The organism is Monashia sp. HAY1-11D (assembly GCF_056868035.1).
Genome location: NZ_CP200320.1, coordinates 3,497,777 through 3,517,250, shown reverse-complemented (window position 1 = coordinate 3,517,250; position 19,474 = coordinate 3,497,777). Strand labels below are relative to the sequence as shown.

Annotated in this window: 18 protein-coding genes; 8 read left to right on the top strand and 10 right to left on the bottom strand. The window is 75.7% G+C overall.

What is annotated here, in order from left to right:
- Complete coding sequence (locus tag AC1VM9_RS16250; protein ID WP_483123380.1) at positions 1 to 1,035, top strand: UDP-glucuronic acid decarboxylase family protein; 1,035 nt, start codon at positions 1 to 3, stop codon at positions 1,033 to 1,035.
- Here AC1VM9_RS16250 and AC1VM9_RS16245 read toward each other — a convergent pair.
- Genes AC1VM9_RS16245 through AC1VM9_RS16210 form a run of 8 tightly spaced genes read right to left on the bottom strand, consistent with a single transcriptional unit; the run spans position 993 to position 10,279 of the window.
- Positions 993 to 1,985 (bottom strand): glycosyltransferase family 9 protein, encoded by a 993-nt coding sequence (locus AC1VM9_RS16245; RefSeq protein ID WP_481346154.1) that lies wholly within the window; start codon positions 1,983 to 1,985, stop codon positions 993 to 995. The genes AC1VM9_RS16250 and AC1VM9_RS16245 overlap by 43 nt on opposite strands.
- The gene (locus tag AC1VM9_RS16240) at positions 1,982 to 2,692 is read right to left on the bottom strand and encodes an SDR family oxidoreductase (RefSeq protein WP_483123378.1); all 711 of its coding nucleotides are present in this window, start codon (positions 2,690 to 2,692) and stop codon (positions 1,982 to 1,984) included. Before AC1VM9_RS16240 ends, AC1VM9_RS16245 begins: the two co-directional genes overlap by 4 nt.
- Positions 2,689 to 4,140: a PfkB family carbohydrate kinase gene (locus AC1VM9_RS16235; RefSeq protein ID WP_483123377.1), complete on the bottom strand. Its 1,452-nt coding sequence runs from the start codon at positions 4,138 to 4,140 to the stop codon at positions 2,689 to 2,691. The genes AC1VM9_RS16240 and AC1VM9_RS16235 overlap by 4 nt, the downstream gene beginning before the upstream one ends.
- Positions 4,137 to 4,796: a D-sedoheptulose-7-phosphate isomerase gene (locus tag AC1VM9_RS16230; protein WP_483123376.1), complete on the bottom strand. Its 660-nt coding sequence runs from the start codon at positions 4,794 to 4,796 to the stop codon at positions 4,137 to 4,139. Before AC1VM9_RS16230 ends, AC1VM9_RS16235 begins: the two co-directional genes overlap by 4 nt.
- The gene (locus AC1VM9_RS16225) at positions 4,793 to 5,992 is read right to left on the bottom strand and encodes a glycosyltransferase (RefSeq protein WP_483123374.1); all 1,200 of its coding nucleotides are present in this window, start codon (positions 5,990 to 5,992) and stop codon (positions 4,793 to 4,795) included. Before AC1VM9_RS16225 ends, AC1VM9_RS16230 begins: the two co-directional genes overlap by 4 nt.
- Entirely contained in the window at positions 5,989 to 7,119 is a 1,131-nt protein-coding gene (locus tag AC1VM9_RS16220; protein ID WP_483123373.1) for a glycosyltransferase family 9 protein, read from the bottom strand. Before AC1VM9_RS16220 ends, AC1VM9_RS16225 begins: the two co-directional genes overlap by 4 nt.
- On the bottom strand, positions 7,116 to 8,651 hold the full coding sequence (locus AC1VM9_RS16215) for an HAD-IIIA family hydrolase (RefSeq protein WP_483123372.1): 1,536 nt from the start codon (positions 8,649 to 8,651) through the stop codon (positions 7,116 to 7,118). The genes AC1VM9_RS16220 and AC1VM9_RS16215 overlap by 4 nt, the downstream gene beginning before the upstream one ends.
- Positions 8,648 to 10,279, bottom strand: a complete 1,632-nt coding sequence (locus AC1VM9_RS16210; protein WP_483123370.1) for a carbamoyltransferase family protein — start codon at positions 10,277 to 10,279, stop codon at positions 8,648 to 8,650. Before AC1VM9_RS16210 ends, AC1VM9_RS16215 begins: the two co-directional genes overlap by 4 nt.
- Positions 10,280 to 10,494: 215 nt before the next feature.
- Here AC1VM9_RS16210 and AC1VM9_RS16205 point away from each other — a divergent pair, with 215 nt between their 5' ends.
- From AC1VM9_RS16205 to AC1VM9_RS16190, 4 genes are all read left to right on the top strand, one after another.
- On the top strand, positions 10,495 to 11,868 hold the full coding sequence (locus AC1VM9_RS16205) for a UDP-glucose dehydrogenase family protein (protein WP_483123369.1): 1,374 nt from the start codon (positions 10,495 to 10,497) through the stop codon (positions 11,866 to 11,868).
- Positions 11,869 to 11,873: 5 nt separating this feature from the next.
- Positions 11,874 to 12,869 (top strand): glycosyltransferase, encoded by a 996-nt coding sequence (locus AC1VM9_RS16200; protein WP_483123368.1) that lies wholly within the window; start codon positions 11,874 to 11,876, stop codon positions 12,867 to 12,869.
- Entirely contained in the window at positions 12,866 to 13,720 is an 855-nt protein-coding gene (locus AC1VM9_RS16195; protein WP_481338812.1) for a glycosyltransferase family 2 protein, read from the top strand. Before AC1VM9_RS16200 ends, AC1VM9_RS16195 begins: the two co-directional genes overlap by 4 nt.
- Positions 13,721 to 13,835: 115 nt before the next feature.
- Entirely contained in the window at positions 13,836 to 14,357 is a 522-nt protein-coding gene (locus AC1VM9_RS16190; RefSeq protein WP_481338814.1) for a DUF4383 domain-containing protein, read from the top strand.
- Here AC1VM9_RS16190 and AC1VM9_RS16185 read toward each other — a convergent pair.
- Positions 14,309 to 16,006: a RecQ family ATP-dependent DNA helicase gene (locus AC1VM9_RS16185; RefSeq protein ID WP_483123365.1), complete on the bottom strand. Its 1,698-nt coding sequence runs from the start codon at positions 16,004 to 16,006 to the stop codon at positions 14,309 to 14,311. The genes AC1VM9_RS16190 and AC1VM9_RS16185 overlap by 49 nt on opposite strands.
- A gap of 123 nt (positions 16,007 to 16,129) precedes the next feature.
- Here AC1VM9_RS16185 and AC1VM9_RS16180 point away from each other — a divergent pair, with 123 nt between their 5' ends.
- The 3 genes from AC1VM9_RS16180 to AC1VM9_RS16170 all read left to right on the top strand — a co-directional run bounded on the left by AC1VM9_RS16180 (position 16,130) and on the right by AC1VM9_RS16170 (position 18,263).
- Positions 16,130 to 16,567 carry a hypothetical protein gene (locus AC1VM9_RS16180; RefSeq protein ID WP_483123364.1) on the top strand — a complete coding sequence of 146 codons (438 nt, stop codon included), beginning with the start codon at positions 16,130 to 16,132 and terminating at the stop codon, positions 16,565 to 16,567.
- 70 nt (positions 16,568 to 16,637) lie between these two features.
- The gene (locus AC1VM9_RS16175) at positions 16,638 to 17,432 is read left to right on the top strand and encodes an SDR family oxidoreductase (RefSeq protein ID WP_483123362.1); all 795 of its coding nucleotides are present in this window, start codon (positions 16,638 to 16,640) and stop codon (positions 17,430 to 17,432) included.
- A gap of 75 nt (positions 17,433 to 17,507) precedes the next feature.
- Positions 17,508 to 18,263 (top strand): ZIP family metal transporter, encoded by a 756-nt coding sequence (locus AC1VM9_RS16170; RefSeq protein WP_481338822.1) that lies wholly within the window; start codon positions 17,508 to 17,510, stop codon positions 18,261 to 18,263.
- 67 nt (positions 18,264 to 18,330) lie between these two features.
- Here AC1VM9_RS16170 and AC1VM9_RS16165 read toward each other — a convergent pair whose 3' ends face one another.
- Positions 18,331 to 19,467: an enolase C-terminal domain-like protein gene (locus AC1VM9_RS16165; protein WP_483123360.1), complete on the bottom strand. Its 1,137-nt coding sequence runs from the start codon at positions 19,465 to 19,467 to the stop codon at positions 18,331 to 18,333.
- Positions 19,468 to 19,474: the final 7 nt, after the last annotated feature.

Genomic DNA, 19,474 nt, shown 5'->3' with positions numbered 1-19,474 from the left:
GTGGACCACGACCCGGACCGGACGCCCGCGAGGACCGGCGCGCGGCGCGCCGTCGTCACGGGCGGGGCCGGCTTCCTCGGCGGGTGGCTCTGTCGCCGCCTGCTCGGTCGGGGCTGGGAGGTCGTCGCGGTCGACAACCTCCTGACCGGCTCGCGCTCGGTCGTCGAGGAGCTGTCCGCGCACGAGGGGTTCACGTTCCTCGACGCCGATGTCACGCACGTCCTCGACGTACCGGGCGAGGTGGACCTCGTCATGCACCTGGCCTCCCCCGCCTCCCCGGTGCACTACGCCGCGCTGCCCGTCGAGACGATGCTCGTCGGGAGCCAGGGCACCATGCACGCCCTCGACCTGGCGCAGGCCCGCGGGGCGCGTTTCGTCCTCGCGTCGACGTCGGAGGTGTACGGCGACCCACTCGTGCACCCGCAGCCGGAGACGTACTGGGGCAACGTCAACCCCATCGGTCCACGCAGCGTCTACGACGAGTCCAAGCGGTTCGCCGAGGCGCTCACGACGGCCTACCGCACGAGTCGCGGCGTCGACACCGCCATCGCGCGCATCTTCAACACCTACGGGCCGGGGATGCGCACCGACGACGGGCGGATGATCCCCTCGTTCACGACCCAGGCGCTGCGCGGCGAGCCGATCACCGTGGCCGGCGACGGCAGCCAGACGAGGTCGCTGTGCTACGTCACGGACACGACCGACGGCCTGTGCGCGCTTGCCGAGAGCGACCATCCCGGACCGGTCAACCTCGGCGGGCAGGACGAGGTGACGGTCCTCGAGCTCGCCGAGACGGTGCGCCGCTTGACGGGTTCCCGCTCGCGCATCCGGTTCGTGGACCTGCCCGAGGACGACCCTCGGGTGCGACGGCCCGACACCTCACGGGCCGAGCAGCTGCTCGGCTGGCGTCCGACCGTCGGCATCGAGGAGGGCCTGCGCCGCACCATCGACTGGTTCCGGGACCGCCTGCGGGTCGAGACCCACCCGCCGGCTCACCACCTCCGCAGTGTGGCGGCACCCCACGTGGGATCCTGAGCACCGGTGTCCTGCAGGCGATCCCGCACGGCGTCGATGACGTCGGCGACGTCGGTGGCCACCAACGCGGCATCGAGCTCGGTCCCGTGAGGGTCTCCTCGGCCACCACGCGCCTCCCGCGTGCTGCCGCGCCACACGACGGTGTGCGGGCCTGCGGCGGGTGGCCCCCACAGGGCCGGCGCCACCGGGCCGAAGACGACGACGGACGGCGTGCGGTGCGCCGAGGCCAGGTGGGCGACGCCGGTGTCGCCGCAGACCACGAGCTCGGCGCCGGCGACGAGTGCCGACAGGGCCGGTAGGTCCGTGCGCCCCGCCAGCACGCAGCTGCCCGGCAGGCCGGCCGCCTCGGCGACCTCACGGGCGAGCGCGACCTCCTCGGCGGAGCCCGTGACGACGACGTCGTGTCCCTCCGTGCGGAGCCAGTCCGCTACGGCCGCAAAGCGTTCCGCGGGCCAGCGGCGAGACGGGTAGGCCGCGCCCGGGTGGACGACGACCACCCCGGGGGCCGGGTTGGCGACGTCCGCCGGCGGCAGGTGCAGCTCGTCCGGGTCCGCCGGCCAGCCCGCGTCGGCGACGAGGCGGCACCACCGGCGGACCTCGTGCTCGTCGTCGACCCAGGCCGGGCCGTCGACCCTCACCTCTGCGCAGGCATACGCGACGAGCCGGCCGGGCCCCAGCGACGCGAGCAGGCGATGGCTCTGCGGACCCGAGCCGTGGAGGTCGACGGCCACCTCGGGCGCCGGACCCTGCCACGCGAGGGGTCCGAGACCCTCGGTGGGCAGGACCCGGTCGACGAGCCCACCACCGGTGACGAGCGCCCCGATGCCCGCAGGTGCCGCGAGGACGAGCTCGTGGTCGGGCAGCCCCCGCCGCACCGCCCGGAGGGCCGGCACCGCGGTCAGCACGTCGCCGAGACCGAGGGCGCGCAGGACCAGCGCCCGCGGTGTCACGGCCAGGAGCCCTCGACCGACGGCGTGACGACGAGCTCGCGCACCTCGCAGCCACGTGGCTGGCGCAACGCGAACAGCACGGTGGCGGCGACGTCCTCGGGCCGGTTGAGCTTGGCGTCGGGGGCCGGACGGTACTGCTCGGGCCGGCCGTCGAAGAAGGCGGTGTGCATGCCTCCGGGCACCAGCGTCGTGACCCCGATCCGTCCCTGCGTCTCGACCGCGAGGGCGCGGGAGAAGCCGATGACGCCGAACTTGGACGCGCAGTAGGCGGTCGCGTCGCTGAGCACCCGCAGGCCCAGCGTCGAGGCGACGGTGACGACGCGTCCCCCGCGCTCGAGCAGAAACGGGAGCGCGGCGCGGACGACGGCGGCCGTGCCGATGAGGTTGACGTGGACGACCCGGTCCCAGTCGGCCCCGTCCACCTCGTCGAACCGCCCGCACGCGTCCGTGCCGGCACACGTCACGACCGCATCCACGCCGCCGGCGCGGTCCACGAGCCGGCGCACGGCCGCCTCGGCGGCGCGCGCGTCGGCGAGGTCGACGACCTCGAGGTCCGAGTCGGGGACGCCGACCACGTCGGCGTCGGGGGCACGCCGGTCCAGCACGAGCGGCCTCCCGCCCTCCGCCGCCACGGCGCGGGCGACGGCGGCGCCCAGGCCCGAGGCGGCGCCGGTGACGAGGACGGTCCCGGGTGTCGAGGTCGTCATGTGTCTGTCCCTTCGTCGGTTCCAACGGTCTGCGCGGCCGCGGCGGCGCTCGCTCCCACGGCGTGGTGGGAGCCGGACCGGCCGGCCGCCGCCTCGACGAGGGCCGTCGTCGAACGGCCCTCGACGTACGGCAGGACGACCGCCTGCCCGTCCCACTCCTCGAGGACGGCGAGTTCGGGCACGTCCGCACCCGCGTAGTCGCCGCCCTTGGTCCAGATGTCCGGGCGGAGGCGGCGCAGGACCTCGACCGGGGTGTCCTCGTCGAACAGCACCACCTCGTCGACGAACTCGAGTGCCAGGAGCACCTGCGCCCGGTCGCTCGCGGGCACGATCGGACGACCGGGCCCCTTGAGCCGGCGCACCGACGCGTCCGAGTTGAGGCACACGACGAGCCGGTCGCCGAGGGCCCGGGCCGCGCGCAGCGTCTCGACGTGGCCGGCGTGCAGCAGGTCGAAGCAGCCGCCGGTGGCCACGACCACCGGGCGGCGGGTGGTCGCGGGTCCTCCTCCGGTCTCCGGCACCGACCACCGGGAGCGTCCGGCGTCGGCGTCGAGCGCGGCGGGCCCACCGGCGGCGACGAACTCCGCGGCCCGACGGACGCCGTCGCCCACGGCCTCCGCGATGACCCGGCCCTCCCCCAGCGCCAGCGCAGCCGACACCGCGAGCCGGTCGCCGGCCCCGCACGGGTCGATGCACCGGACGTCGGGGGCCGGCACGAGCACGGGCGTGCCCGCGCCGTAGGTCAGCAGGGCTCCGCGGTCCCCCAGCGTCACGGCGACGGCCCGCGCCCGCCACACGCGGGCCAGGGCCTCGGCACGGCGCCGGATGCTGACGAGCGAGTGCCGGGGCCCGTCGACCTCGAACCCCCGCCGGGCGGCCAGCACGGCCGCCTCGTCCTCGTTGGGGGTGACGAGGCGCGCGCCCCGGACCGGCTCACCGCCGCGCGGGTGGGGGTCCCACGTGACGGGCACGTCCCCGGCGGCCGAACCGAGCGCGTCCCTCAGGCCCTCGGCCTCGACGGTGCCCCGACCGTAGTCCGCGACGAGGACGGCGCCCGCCCCACGGACCGCGTCCAGCGCGCGCGCCGGCGCCGGGCCCACCCCGCCGGGCGGCCCACCGGTGTCGAGGCGCACCAGGGACTGTCCCTCCGCGCGCACGCGTCGCTTGACCGGGGTCGCACCCCGCGCGGGGAGGGCGATGACCTCGACGCCGTGCAGCAGCTCGCGCACGCGGGCCGCGGACGCGTCGTCGCCGAGCGCGCTCACCAGGACGACGTCCGCGCCGTCCGCGCGGGCCAGCGCCGCCGCCATCCCCGCACCCCCGGGCCGCGCCCGTTCGACGAGCTCGTCGAGGACGGGCACCGGGGCGTCCGGACACAGCCGGTCGGCGCGACCGTCGAGGTCGACGTCGAGCAGGGCGTCACCGACGACGACGAGCGGACCCTTCATGCCGGCCTCCTCACGGCAGGCACGTCCTCGGTCGTGCGCGCCGGGTGCACGCCGAGCGCGCGGTCGAGGCCGGCGCAGAGGATGTGCACGGCGACGAGGTGCAGCTCCTGGACGGTGGCGGTGTACTCGGCGTCGACGGCGAGCGCCTCGTGGGCGACCGCGGCGAGGGGGTTGGGCGCCGGACCCGTCAGGGCCCAGACGGTGGCGCCGCACTCGCGGCCACGACGCGCGGCCTCGACGACGTTCGGGCTGCGGCCGCTCGTGGAGAGCAGGACGAGCACGTCACCCTCCCGGGCGTGGGCCTCGACCTGCCGCGCGAACAGCTCCTCGCCCGGGTAGTCGTTGCAGATCGCCGTGAGGCTCGACGTCTCGGCGCTCAGGCAGATGGCCGAGAAGGGCCGCCGGTCGAGGCGGTACCTGCCGACGAGCTCGGCGGTGAGGTGCTGCGCCTGGGCGGCGCTGCCGCCGTTGCCGGCGGCGAGCAACCGACCTCCGCGGTCGAGGACGGTCGCGAGCGTGCGTCCCCACCGGTCGGCGAGGTCGACGCACGGCTCGAAGGCGCGGGCCGCGGTGACGAGGGCGTCGAGGTGGGCGTGGTCGCACGGCGTGACGGAGGTCGCCGCGGCGCCCCGACGCGGGTCCACGGCGCCGGTCACGGTGCCACCGCCCGGGTCGCGGCGGCGACGAGCCGGCCGTAGACCTCCTCCGTGGCCTCGGCCACGCAGGACCAGCGGTAGAGGGCGAGGGCCCGGTCGCGGCCGGCCCGGCCGTACGCCGCCCGGCGCTCGGGGTCCCCGAGCAGGCGGTGGACGGCTGCGGCGACCTCGTCGGGCCGCCGCGGCGGCACGAGCTCGCCGGTCACCCCTGGCAGGACGGTGTCGAGGAGCCCACCGACGGCCGAACCGACGACCGGTCGCCCGCACGCCATGGCCTCGACGGGCACGATGCCGAACGGCTCGTACCATGGCACCGCCACGACGACGTCGGCCTCGTTCATCAGCCGGGGCACCTCGGCGCGGCCGACGCCGCCGAGGAAGCGGACGCGCTCCGCGACACCGACGCGTCCGGCCACGTCGCGCAGGCGGCGCACCTCCGGGTCCGTGTCGAGCCGGGCGGGGTCCGGCCCGCCCGCGACGACGAGGTCCACGCCGGGCAGGGACGCGAGGGCCTCGATGACGTTGCCGACGCCCTTGCGCTCGACGAGGCGGCCGATGGACAGCAGCCGGGGGCCGGCGCCGTCCCCGACCGCGAGCGGCCGGAACAGGTCGGTGTCGACGCCGCACGGGACGACGGTCGCCCGCCGCGCGGGCAGGCCCATGGCGCGTAGCTCGTCCACCTCGTCGGTGCACGTGGCGACGACGTGGTCGACGTCCCGGCACAGCCGCCGCTCCAGGCCCAGGCGCTCGGGTGGGCTGGTGTCACGGACGCCCTGCTGGCGCCGCTTGACCGTGCCGAGCGCGTGGAAGGTCTGCACGACCGGGACCCCGACCCGGCGGGCGGCCCGCGTGCTCGCGACCCCGCTCATCCAGAAGTGGGCGTGCACGATGTCGACGGGCTGCTCGGACCACCGAGCCTCGAGGTAGCGCGCGAACGCCGGCATGTACTGCAGCAGGTCGTCCTTGGGGACGTCCTCGGGGGGTCCGACCGGCACGTGCTCGACGACGTACCCCTCGGCCGTCGTGACGCGGGTCGGCACGTCCGCGGCCGTCCACCGGCTGTAGACCGTGACGTCGTGCCCGCGGGCAGCCAGCTGCCCCGCCAGGGCACCGACGTGCACGTTCTGGCCGCCCGCGTCCGCGCCCCCGAGCACGGCGAGGGGGTTGGCGTGCTCGGACACCATCGCGATCCTCATGTGACACCTCCTGGGACTGGGCGGGCGCAGGCCTCGGGTTGGCGACCCTGCTCGGGCTCGACGGGTTGCGTGCCGGCGCGCGGCAGCAGGGACTCGACGGCCGTCACGACCTCCTCGGCCGTGACGGTGGACAGGCACGGGTGCCCCGGCACGGGGCAGGTCGTGGCCCGGCTGCCGCGGCAGGGGGCATCGCCCCGGCCGAGGGCGACGACCGGCACGCCCCAGGGCCGCCAGCACTCGAACGGCACGGTCGGGGCGAAGAGCGACACGACGGGCGTGCCCACCGCGGCGGCGAGGTGCGCCGGACCGGTGTTGGCGGCCACGACGACGGACGCTCCTGCGAGGACCCCGGCCAGGCCGGGGAGCGTGGTGGCGCCACCGAGGTCGAGGACGCGGCCGGCCGGGGCGCCGCCGGACCCGCGGGCCGCCGCGGTCACCGACGCCGTCAGCCTCCGCTCGTCCGGGCCGCCCGTCACGACGACGTGGTGACCGCGCGCCACGAGGGCCGTGGCCAGGGACCTCCAGCCGGGCTCGGGCCAGGCGCGCGCCGGCACCGACGCGCCCGGGTGCAGGGCGACGTAGGGCGGTGGCTGCGAGGACGCCGCGCCGGGCCAGGGCAGCCACCGGCGTGCCTGCGGGCGCACGGCCAGGCGTCCGTCGTCACCGGGGGGCAGCTCGTGCCCGGCAGCCCGGACCAGCGACAGGGCGCGCTCCACCTCGTGCACCCGCGTCGGCACGTGGTGTCGCAGGTCCAGGAGGCTGCCGGGGTAGTCCTCGCTGGCGGCCCCGACCCAGGGGATACCGGCCAGGCGCAGGACGAGTGCCGTCGGCAGGGCCGACTGGTGGAACGACGTGAGCACCAGGGCACGGTCCGGCGCCAGGTCGCGCAGCGTCGAGACGATCCGGCCCACGTCCTCGGCGCCGACCGCCTCGGGGCTCGGGTCGACCCAGGGGCAGCGCCACGTCACGACGGCGTCGACGCCGGGCAGCAGGCGTGCCGCGTCGGCACCCCGGGGCCCGCAGAGCAGGGTCACCCGGTGGCTGCCCGCGGCGACGGCCCGGACGGCGGGCCCCGCGAGGAGCACGTCTCCGGCGCTGTCGAGGCGCACGACGAGAGAGTGGGTCACCAGCGTCCTCCCAGGAGGTCGTCGACGACCGTGCCGAGGTCACGCCCGACCCGCCGGGCGGCGGCCACCTCCTCGGGCCGGGTTGCGCCGTTCGGGACGAGGACGCCGTGGGCCCCGGCCCTCTCGGCGGCTGTGACGTCCGAGCCGATGTCGCCGACGAGGACGGTCCGCGAAGGGTCGACGCCGAGCCGGTCACAGGCCTCGAGGACGAGCTGCGGGCTCGGCTTGCGGCATCCACAGCCCTCCTCCGGAGCGTGCAGGCACTGGCACCACACGTCGAAAGGGCCGAGCAGGTCGGACACGCGCCGGTTGACGGCGTCCAGCTGTGCCGGTGAGATCAGACCACGGCCCACGCCCGACTGGTTGGTCACGACGCCGACGCGGATCCCGTTGCCGCGCAGGCGGTCCAGGGACTCCCGTGCGCCCTCGAACGGTCGCACCGCGGCGGGGTCGGCGTTGTAGGGCACGTCGTGGACGATCGTCCCGTCACGGTCGAGCAGGACGAGGTCCGGCGGTCCGGTCCACGGCGTGGCGCGCCGATGACGCAGGTGGCCACGAGCGCTGTGGACGACGGCCGCGAACGGGATGACCGCGCTCGTGGCGAGCATCGCGCCGATCTCAGAGGTGTCCCGTGGACCGGGCAGCACCCGGGCGAGGGTGAGCTGTGCCGTCAGCCCTGCCCAGGCGAGCGCGGCGACCCCGCCGGCGCGTCGGTGCCTCGTCGCCACCGCTCCCGCCGCCACCACGGCGGTGGCGACCGTGACCGCGTGAAGCCGCAGCCGCCCCCGCGGGGCGTGCGCCCGCGCGCGCCAGTCGGACCCGTGCAGCCGGCGCATCAGCGCGTCGTCGGCGTTGCCGGCCTGGCGACGGACGCTGACCCAGGCGTCCGCGGGACGGACCGGGTGCTCGACGCGGCGACGCCCCCACTCGATGCGCCCACCGGCGGCGCTGACGCGCAGTCCGAGGTCGACGTCCTCTCGGTAGGCGCGCGGGAACCGCTCGTCGAAGCCGCCCACCGCGACGAGGGCCGAACGACGGTAGGACAGGTCGGCCGTGATCCAGCGGGCGCCCTCTAGCCCCCCGGTCGACCGCTCCCAGTCGGTGGGGCGACGGTCCGCCGGAAGCGGCACGGACAGCCGTCCCTGGCTGCCCACGACCTCGGAGGGCGCGTCGCCCAGGTCGACGAGCAGGTCCGCGTACCAGTCCTGCCCGGGCAGCACGTCGTCGTCGAGGAACGACACCCACCCCGTCCGGGCATGGCGCCAGCCGAGGTTGCGGGCCGCCGCCGGTCCGCGTCCACCACTGCGCAGCACCGTCGTCGCGTAGGGCAGCTCCTCGAGCCACCCGGGCAGGCCGCCGGTGCCCCGGCCGCTGTCGTCGACGACGAGGACGGGGGCCGTGACGTGCGTCGACTGCCCGGCCAGGCGCTCGAGGAGCCTGACGAGGCAGGCGCGGCCGACGGTCGGCACGACGATCGTCGTCGGCGCGACGACGGCGTCGGGGCGCCCGGCCACGGCAGCGGTTGCGGTCACGCCGGCCTCTTGACGACGAACGGTCCGAGGGTGAGCAGGTCGACGGGAGCGGAGCCGAAGCACTCCAGGGCGTCACGAGGGCTGTCGACCATCGGCCGCCCGGCGGTGTTGAGACTCGTGTTGACGACGACGGGCAGGCCGGTGCGCTCCTCGAAGGCCGACAGCATCCGGGCCACGAGCGGCTCCTGGACAGGGTCCACCGTCTGCACCCGGGCGGTCCCGTCGACGTGGACGACGGCCGGGATGCGGTCGCGCCACGGCGGCGCGATGTCGTGGACGAAGAGCATGTACGGCGACGGCACGGGCCCGCGCCCGAAGATCTCGTTCGCCCGTTCGAGGAGGACCATCGGGGCGACGGGCCGGAACTGCTCGCGTCCCTTGACGTCGTTGAGGCGCTCGAGGTTCTCGGCCCGACCGGGGTGGGCGAGCAGCGACCGGTGACCGAGGGCTCGCGGCCCGTACTCGCTGCGGCCCTGGAACCAGGCGACGACGCCGTCGGCGGCGAGGCAGGCGGCCGCATCCTGCGCCACGTCGCCCGCCCGCTCGTAGGGCAGGCGCGCCGTGCGCAGCACCTGTTCGAGCTCGGCATCGGTCCACTCGCGCCCGAGGTCGGCACCGGGCATCGGCGTGCACCGGTCGCCGCCGTCGGTGGCGACGGTCAGCGCGGCCCCGAGGGCCGTCCCGGCGTCCCCGGCCGCGGGCTGCACCCAGATGTCCTCGTAGGGGCCGTCGGCGTGCAGCCGGGTGTTGGCCACGCAGTTGAGGGCGACACCGCCGGCGAGGGCGAGCCGTCGCGAACCGGTGCGCTCGTGCAGCCAGTGGACGAGCTCGAGCAGCACCTCCTCGAGACGCTGCTGCACGCTGGCGGCCAGGTCCGCGTGGTCCTGCGTCCACGGGTCGTGCGCGGCGCGACGCTTGGCCAGCGCTGCCCACTCGACCGGGTCGGTGCGGAAGCCGCCGTCCGCCGACGCGACCACGGCCCGGCGCAGCTCGTCGGCGAACTGGGGGGTCCCGTAGGACGCCAGGGCCATCACCTTGTACTCGTCACTGCTGCGGAGGAACCCGAGGTGATCGGTGACCTCCTCGTAGAGGAGGCCGAGCGAGTGCGGAAGCCGTTGTGCCGCAAGGGTCTCCAGCACGCCGCCGGTGTAGGTGCCGGCGAGGTGGCTGGCGCGTTCGCCGCGCCCGTCGAGCACGAGGACGTCGGTGTCGGGTCCGGGCGAGGCGAGGGCTGCCGACGCCGCATGGGCGACGTGGTGCGGGACGAACCGCACGGACGCGGGATCGAGGCCGGGCAGGGCCGAGGCGATGAAGCCCGGGGCGTGTCGTGCGTACGTCTGGCGCAGGTGGTCCCACGGGTCGTCGAGGCCCAGCTGGTCGGCGGGCTCGGCCAGCCGAGGGTCGTAGGAGTAGGCCACCGCGTCGAGGTCGGACGCCTCCAGGCCCGCCCGCTCGAGGCACCACCGGGCGGCCAGCTCGGGCAGCTCCCAGGCGGCGAACGGCACGGGGCGGTGCCCGTGCTTGCGGCGCGTGAGCCGCTCCTCCTCGAGGGCCGCGACCGTGACCCCGTCGACGACGAGCGCGGCCGCAGGGTCGTGGAACAGCGCGTTGACGCCGAGAACCTTCACGAGACCTCCGATGCCGTGGGTGCCTGCTGGACGGAGCGGGAACGGGCCCCTCTGCGAGGCGATGCCCACTTCTCCGCCCGTCAAACGGCTCGGCGTCGGAGAAGTGCTTCCCGGCGCGTGAAATGCCCTGTCTGCGTGCCCCGTCCGGGTGGCCGGGCCTGGTCCGGCCGCGGCCGGCCCGTTTGACGAGCCGGTTCCGGGGCATGGGAGGAGCCGTGCGCACCTCCGTCCTCGGAACCGGCTATCTCGGCGCGACGCATGCCGTGGCGCTGGCCCACTGGGGTCATGACGTCGTCGGCGTCGACGTCGACCCCGGCAGGGTGCAGCGCCTCGCCGCCGCCCTGCCACCGTTCCACGAACCGGGGTTCGCCGACCTCCTCGAGCGGGGGGTGGCTTCGGGGCGCCTCGTCTTCACCACCCAGCCCGGCGCGGCCGCCGACGCCGACGTCCACTTCCTCTGCGTCGGCACGCCCCAGGTCGACGGCGGACGCGGCGCCGACCTGGGTGCCGTCTGGTCGGCGGTCGACGCGATCGCGCCGCGCCTGCGCCCCGGTGCACTCGTCGTGGGGCGCTCGACGGTACCCGTCGGCACGGCGGCGCAGGTGCAGGACCGCCTCGACGCCGCACACGGTGGCCGGCGGGTGGAGGTGGCGTGGAACCCCGAGTTCCTCCGCGAGGCGCACGCCGTCGAGGACTCGCTCCGTCCGGACCGGCTCCTCCTGGGCGTCAGCTCGGACGTGGCCGAGGGGCGTCTCCGGGAGGTCTACGCCGCCCTCGTCGAGGCCGGTGTGCCGGTCGTGCGCACCGACCCCCGCACCGCCGAGCTCGCCAAGGCCTCGGCCAACGTCGTCCTCGCGAGCCGCATCTCGGTCGTCAACGTCCTGGCCGAGGTCTGCGAGGCCGCCGGCGCCGACATCGAGCGTCTCACCGAGGTGCTCGGGCTCGACCCGCGGATCGGCCCGCACTACCTGTCCCCCGGCCTCGGCTTCGGCGGCGGTTGCCTGCCCAAGGACCTGCGCGCCTTCGCGACGCGGGCCGCCGAGCTCGGCGTCGACGCCGCGGCTTCGCTGCTCGCCGCGGTCGACGACGTCAACACCCACCAGCGCACGCGCACCGTCGAGCTGGCGGCGGCGCTGCTGGGCGGCAGCCCCCGGGGACGACGCATCGCGGTGCTCGGGGCCGCCTTCAAGGCCGGTTCGGACGACGTGCGCGACTCGCCGGCGCTCGCCGTCGCGTCGACCCTGGCGGCCCGGGGCGCCCACGTCCGCGTGCACGACCCCGAGGCCGGCCACCACCTGGCCCACCGTCCGGACCTGGAGCTCGCAGACGGTGTCGAATCCGCTTGTGCCGCAGCCGAGCTCACCATGGTCCTCACCGACTGGCCCACGTTCGCCCGCATCGACCCGGGCGCGCTCGCCGGCGTCGTGCGGCGCCGCACCGTCCTCGACGCACGCCTCGTCCTCGACCCCGACACGTGGCGTCGGGCCGGCTGGGACCTCCACGCCCTCGGGCGCACGCGCCGCGCGCCTGAGACGGACCTCGACACCGACCTCGGCCCGGCGTCCGAGGCCGGACGCCGGGCCGGGTGACCGGCGTGCGCGTCCTCCTCTGGCACGTCCACGGCTCGTGGACCACCGGCTTCGTCCAGGGCCCGCACGAGTACCTCCTCCCGGTGCTGCCGGGTCGGGGGCCCGACGGCGTCGGGCGGGCCACGTCGTGGGACTGGCCGGACTCGGTCCGGGAGCGGTCGCCCGACCAGCTGCGCGAGGAGCCGTTCGACGTCGTCGTCCTCCAGCGCCCGCACGAGGGCGAGCTGGTGCACGAGTGGACGGGTCGCCGGCCCGGGCTCGACGTGCCCGCGGTCTACCTCGAGCACAACGTGCCGGGAGGACGGGTCCCGTTCGACCGGCACCCGATGGCCGACCAGACCCGCGTCCTCGTCGTCCACGTGACGCCCTTCAACGCCCTCATGTGGGACACCGGGTCGGCGCCCACCACCGTCGTCGACCACGGGGTCGTCGACCCGGGCCACCGGTACACGGGCGAGCTGGAGCGGGCCGCCGTCGTCGTCAACGAGCCGCTGCGGCGAGGGCGGGCGGTGGGTACCGACCTCGTCCTCCACCTGGCGGAGGCCGTCCCGGTCGACGTCTTCGGCATCGACGCCCACGCCCTGCGCTCGCTGCCGGCGGTGCCCCGCGGCCTGCGCACGGTGGAGGGTCTGGACCAGGAGCGCCTGCACCGGCAGATGGCCCGGCGCCGGGTCTACCTGCACCCGAACCGCTGGACGTCGCTCGGGCTCTCGCTCGTCGAGGCGATGCTGCTCGGCCTGCCCGTCGTCGCCGTCGCCAGCACCGAGGTGCCCCTGGCCGTACCGCCCGAGGCCGGTGTCGTCTCGACCCGACCGGACCGGCTCGCCGACGCCGTCCGGGAGCTCTGCGCGGACGGTGACCGTGCCCGCGCCGCCGGCGAGGCCGCCCGCGCGCACGCGCTGCGCCGGTTCGGTCTGCAGCGGTTCCTCGACGACTGGGACGCGGTGCTCGAGCGCGCCGTCGCCGAGCACGCGCCGGCGCCCAAGGTGGCCGGGGCGTGAGCGGGGCGCCCGACCGCGCGGAGCGCGTGACCGTCGTCGTCATGACGCGCGACCGCTGGCCCGACCTCGAGCGCTCGCTTCCACGGCACCCCCGGCCGGTGGTCCTGGTGGACAACGCGTCCCGCGACGGGACCCCAGCGCGGGTGTCCGCCACCTTCCCGGACGTCGAGGTCGTCCCGCTGCGCCGCAACGTCGGGGCGGCGGCCCGCAACGTGGGCGTCCGCCGGGCCGGTACCCCCTACGTGGCCTTCGCCGACGACGACTCGTGGTGGGAGGCGGGTGCCCTCGACCGCGCCGCCGACCTGCTCGATGCCCATCCGCGGCTCGGTCTCGTGGCCGGGAGCGTCCTCGTCGGTGAGGAGGGCACCCTTGACGGGGTCTGCCTCGAGATGGCCCGCTCACCGCTCGGGACCCGGCCCGGTGAGCCCGGACCGCGCGTCCTCGGGTTCATCGCCTGCGGCGCGGTCGTGCGCCGGTCGGCGTTCCTCGAGGCGGGGGGCTTCGACCCGGTCGTCTTCTTCCCCGGCGAGGAGGAGCGCCTCGCCCTCGACCTCGCGGCCCGCGGCTGGGCGCTGTGCTACGTGCCCGAGGTCGTCGCACGGCACGTGCCCTCGAGGTCACGCGAGCACAGCGAGGCGCGTCGGGTCCTCATCGCCCGCAACCGGCTCCTCACGGCAGTGCTGCGGCGCCCGACGCGCGCGGTGCTGGTCACGGCCTGCCACCTGGCCGCGGACCCGGCAGGCCGGCGCGGGATCCTGGCGGCGGTGCCACGGCTCGTCGCGGCGGTCCGGGCCCGCCGGGTCGTGCCCGCCCCCGTCGAGGCCGAGCGCCGGCTCCTCGACGCCCCGTGACCGCGAGGCCTCATCGGCGCGGTCACCGATGCCGATGGTGTCGCGCCGGGTTTGAATGGGCCGGCCGTGGGCACGGGATCGCCACAGCCCGGGCACCGGGCGGAGAGGAGCACCGATGTCCACCCGACCGGATCGACCCACGACCGACCGTGCACCGACGCGCCGCAGGACGGCCGTACAGGGCGCGGCGCTCGTCGTCGGGCTCGTCTTCCTCCTCGTCGGCATCGCCGGCTTCGTGCCGGGCGTGACGTCCGACTACTCCGACCTCGGCGTGGCCGGCCACCACTCCGGCGCGATGCTGCTCGGGCTCTTCCAGGTCTCGGTGCTGCACAACGTCGTGCACCTGCTCTACGGGGCCGCCGGTCTGCTCGCGGCCCGGACGTGGGGAGCCTCGAGGGCCTTCCTCGTCGGCGGCGGCGTCGTCTACCTCGTCCTGTGGCTCTACGGGCTGCTCGTGGACAAGACGTCCGCCGCCAACTTCGTGCCGGTCAACCGTGCCGACGACTGGCTGCACCTGGTGCTCGGCCTCGGCATGGTCCTGCTCGGCATCGTCCTCGGCCGGCACCGCGAAGCCCAGGGGCCCGCCGGTCACGACGCCGCGTTCGGCGACTGGCGTCGCGACAGCGCGTCCTCCTGAACCGCAGCGGCTCGGTCCGCGCGCCGCAGGACACCGTTGGCCCTGACCGCCTCGACCGACAGCGTCCGGTAGCCGAAGCGCTCGAACAGCACGGTCACCCGGTCCTCCTCCACGTCCATGACGGTCCCGGGGCCCCACTCGTCGTGCTCGACCGCTGCGCCGAGCCGGAAGCCACCACGTCGGGTCGGACGGGTGCGCGCGGTCCCCGCCTCGCACGTGTCGCAGTTGCCGCACGGCTCGGCGAGGCGCTCCCCGAAGTAGCCGAGCAGCAGCTGCCGCCGGCACCCGGTGGACTCGGCGTAGGTGCGGACCATCTCGACGCGGGACCGGATCAGCTGCTGGTGCTCCTCGGAGCGCTCCACGGCGGCGGCCACGGCGTCCTCAGGGGTGACGCCGTCCCTGAGCCCGACGCGTCCGCGGCGCACCAGGCGGACGGCACCGACCTGTTCGAGGAGGTTGAGCACCCTCGTGCGCCGCGCGCGGGAGAGCCCGAGCTCGGCGTCGAGGGCCGTCGCACGGACCGGTCCGGAGGCCGCGTGCAGTGCGGCCGTCACGGCATGGAGGTCCTCCTCGGGGGCGCTCACGGCGGTGAGGAAGGTCTGCAGGTGCAGGTCCTCGGGCCGGTGCACGAGGAGCGCCTCGGCAGGGTCACCGTCCCGGCCGGCACGCCCGACCTGCTGGTAGTAGGAGTCGAGCGACTCGGGCGCGGCCGCGTGCACGACGAACCGGATGTCCGGCTTGTCGATGCCCATGCCGAACGCCGAGGTGGCGACGACGACGTGCAGGCCCCCGTCACGGAAGGCCCGGTGCACCTCGTCACGCCGGGCCCCGCGCACCCCGGCGTGGTAGGCCGCGCACCGGACCCCCGACCCCGCGAGCGGCGCGGCCACCTCGTCGGCCGCCCGGCGGCTCGCGGTGTAGACGAGACCGGCAGCGCTGTCGCCGTGCAGCTCCGCGGCGCGCTCGAGGACGGTCCGACGCTGGTCCTGTGCGTCGGTGGCCCGTCGCACCTCGAGGTGGATGTTCGGGCGGTCGAAGCTCGTCACGACCGATGCAGGCTCGCGCAGGCCCAGTCTGGCCACGATGTCGTCGCGCACGGGAGGTGCGGCGGTGGCCGTCAACGCTGCGACGGGTGGGTGGCCGAGGCGCTCGACGACCTGCCGCAGCCTGAGGTAGTCGGGCCGGAAGTCATGGCCCCACGAGGAGACGCAGTGCGCCTCGTCGATGACGAGCAGCCCCACCCCGGCGTCCGCCAGCCGCCGCAGCGCGTCCTCGTTCGCCAGCTGCTCCGGCGACGTGAAAACGTACCTGGCCTCGCCCCGACGGACCAGCTCCCAGGCCTCCTTCCGTTGCCTCGTCGTCTGCTGCGAGTTGACGAGGACGCCGGTCGGCGCGCCCGCCTGCCGCAGCCCGTCGAGCTGGTCGCGCTGCAGGGCGAGCAACGGCGAGACGACGAGCGTGGGGCCGGGCACGAGCAACGCCGGCACCTGGTAGATGGCCGACTTGCCCGCACCGGTCGGCAGCACCGCCAGCACGTCCCGGCCCTCGAGCAGGTGCTCCATCGCCGCGAGCTGGTACGGGTGCAACGGGTGCCACCCGAAGGTGGTACGCGCCACCTCCTCGAGTCTCGCCGTCAGCTGCGTGGACACGAGCCTCACCTACCCCGGGCGAACCCGCGTGCACCGCCCGCAGACCTCGACCCGTCCCCGGTGAGCCCGGTCAGGGGTGGGTAGGGGCCGGAGGCAGCGCACCGACGACGGGAGGAGGCCGACATGCGACGGGTGGCGACGGCCCAGGGGATGTTCAACGTGGCGGGCGGGCTGTGGCCGCTGGTCAGCGTCCGCAGCTTCGAGGCCGTCTACGGCCGGAAGACGGACCGCTGGCTGCAGCTCACCGTCGCAGGGCTGCTGACGACCGTGGGCGCCGCCCAGCTGCTGTGCCGCGACGAGTCGCGCCTGCCGGTCGCGCGCGCCCTGGGCGTCGGCACGGCGGCGACGCTGCTGGCCGTCGACGCCGTCAACGTGCCGCGCGGTCGCATCAGCCGCAGGTACCTGCAGGACGCGGCGTGCGAGGCTGCGTTCCTGGCCGCCTGGGCGTGGGTGTCCCGTCCCGGGACGGCATCGTCGTCGGACACCGACGAGGTCGTGCCGCGCGCCGCGGCGGACCCGGCCGGGGCCCCGTCGCCCGCGGGGCCCCTCAACCCGGCCTGACGACTCGGTCGCGCGACGCACCGCGCGAGCGGGTAGGAGCCGGATGTCCTCGATCGAAGGAGCCACCACCATGAGCGGAACGTTGACCCGCATCGCCGTCGTGACCGGAGCCGACTCCGGCATCGGGCGCGCCACCGCCCTGCTGCTCGCCGACGAGGGGTTCGACGTCGGCATCACCATGCACGAGGACTCCGAGGGCGCAGAACGAACGGCCGACGACATCCGGCAACGCGGGCAACGTTGTGCCATCGAGAGGTTCGACGCCTCATCGCCCGACGCCGGGTCCGTCGTCGACCGGCTCGCCGACGCGCTGGGCGGCATCGGCGTGCTCGTCAACGTGGCCGGCACCGGCCACTCGACCCCCGCCCTCGACCTCGACCTCGAGACGTGGAACGGCGTCGTGGGCACGGACCTCACCGGGCCGTTCCTCTGCTCGAGGCAGGCCGCTCGTCGCATGGTCGCGGCGGGACAGGGGGGACGCATCGTCAACGTCACGAGCGTCCACGAGCACGTGCCACGCGTCGGCTCCGCCGCCTACTGCGCGGCGAAGGCCGGTCTGGGGATGCTGACGAAGGTCCTCGCCCTCGAGCTGGCCGAGCACGGCATCACGGTCAACGCCGTCGCGCCCGGCGAGATCGCCACCGAGATGACCGGGCAGGACGAGCAGGCCGCGTACCGGACCGACCGACCCGGCAACCCGCTCGGGCGACCGGGCCACGTCAATGAGGTGGCCTCCGTGATCGCCTTCCTCGCCTCGCCGCGAGCCTCGTACGTCACCGGGTCGTCGTACGCCGTCGACGGTGGCCTGATGCTCATGAGCGCCCACGGCCACGACGACGCCGGCCCCTCGTGGCGCCGGCCGTGACCGGACCCCGGGAGACCGCACGGAGAGCGGCCCCCGTGGTCCGGGTGGTCGCCGCCGGGGCGAGGGAGTGACGGCGTGCCGATCTGGGTCCAGGCCGGTCTCTGGGGGCTGCTCGCGGGTGCGGCGCTCGTCGTCGGTGCGGCGGTGGCGTGGCGGGTCTCCGTGCCACGCCGCGTCGTCGCGGGCGTCATGGCGTTCGGCGCCGGCGTCCTCATCTCGGCCCTCGCCTTCGACCTCATCGACGAGGCGGAGTCGACCGGAGGCCTGCTGCCCACGCTCGTCGGTGCGCTGGGCGGCTCGCTCGTCTACGTGGCCGCCAACATCGCGCTCGCGCGCCGGGGTGCCCGGCACCGCAAGCGTTCCGGGGACCAACAGCCCTCGGAGTCCGAGCAGCAGGGCAGCGGTGCGGCCATCGCGGTCGGGGCCCTGCTCGACGGCGTCCCCGAGTCGGTGGTCCTCGGCCTGTCCCTGCTGTCCGGCAACGGCGTCGGCGTCGCCGTGCTCGCCGCGATCTTCATCTCCAACGTGCCCGAGGGACTGTCGAGCGCGGCGGGCATGAAGCGTGCCGGACGGCCCGCCGCGTACGTCTTCGGCGTGTGGGTCGGGATAGCGGTGGTCAGCGGGCTCGCCGGCCTGCTCGGCTGCCTGCTGCTGCAGGGTGCCTCCCCGGAGGTGGTCGCCGTCATCACCGCCACCGCAGCGGGCGCGATCCTCGCCATGATCGCCGACACGATGATCCCCGAGGCCTTCGAGCAGACCCACCTCTACGCAGGGCTGCTCGCGACGCTCGGCTTCCTCACCGCGTTCACCATCTCGCGCGCGGGCGGGTGAGGCGTCCTGCGCCGTCGACGCCGCGCCCGCTCGCCGGTCGGCGTGCCGACCACTGCCGCCCGGACGCTCAGCCGCGTCGGTCCACCGCCCAACGGGAGGCGTCCGCGTGCAGTCGCAGGCCGTGACCGGGCAGGTCGTCGCGCAGCGGCAGGCCACCGTCGACGAGGTCGGGCACACCGTCGAGGAGCCGGCTCTCGACCCGCACGTGGTCATGGAAGTACTCGAGGTGGCGCAGGCCCGGGACGGCCGAGAACGCCGACGCGCTGAGGTGCGGGGCGCAGTGCGCGGACACCTCGAGGTAGTGGGCCTGGGCGACGGCGGCCGCGCGGTAGAGCGCCGTGATGCCGCCGACCCGGGTGACGTCGAGCTGCAGGCAGTCGACCGAGCAGGCCACGCAGAGCGCGCGCACGGCGTCGAGCGAGTCGGCGTACTCCCCCGCGGCGACGTCCGCGCGGACCCGCTCGCGCACCGTGCGCAGGCCCGACAGGTCGTCGCTGCTCACCGGTTCCTCGAACCACGTGACCCCGAGCGCGTCGAGCTGCTGCCCGACGCGCACCGCCTGGCCGACCGAGTACGCGCCGTTGGCGTCGACGAACACCTCGACCTCCGGTCCCACCGCCTCGGTCACCCGGGCGGTGCGGGCGAGGTCCCGGTCGACGCACGTGCCCCGGGACTCGCCGATCTTCAGCTTGACCCAGCGCGCACCGCGGGCCGCCCAACCGGTCAGCTGCTCGACGGTCCGCTCCTCGGTGTAGGTGGTGAACCCGCCTGAGCCGTAGACGGGTACGGTGTCGCGCCCCGACCCGAGGAGGCGGTGCAGGGGCAGGCCGAGCAGGCGGGCCCGCAGGTCCCACAGGGCCGTGTCGACCGCCGAGAGCGCCATGGCCCCACCGCTGCGGGCGCCGACGTTGCGCAGCGCCCGGACCTGGTCGCGCCAGCGGTCGGCGACCGCGAGGGCATCGCCGCCCCGGACGACCGGCCCGAGGACACCGCGCACGAGGTCGGCCAGCGACGCCGCGCCGTAGGTCCAGCCGGTCCCCGTCACGCCGTCGGCGTCGACCTCGACGACGACGCACGTCGTCGAGTCCCAGGCGATGGTGCCGTCGGCCTCGGGACCGTCGGTCGGCACGGTGAACGCGGTGGCCCGGACCGCCTCGACCGAGGCGGCGCCGGAGCGGTCCCGGGAGCGCTCCCCGTCGGGCATGCCCGGG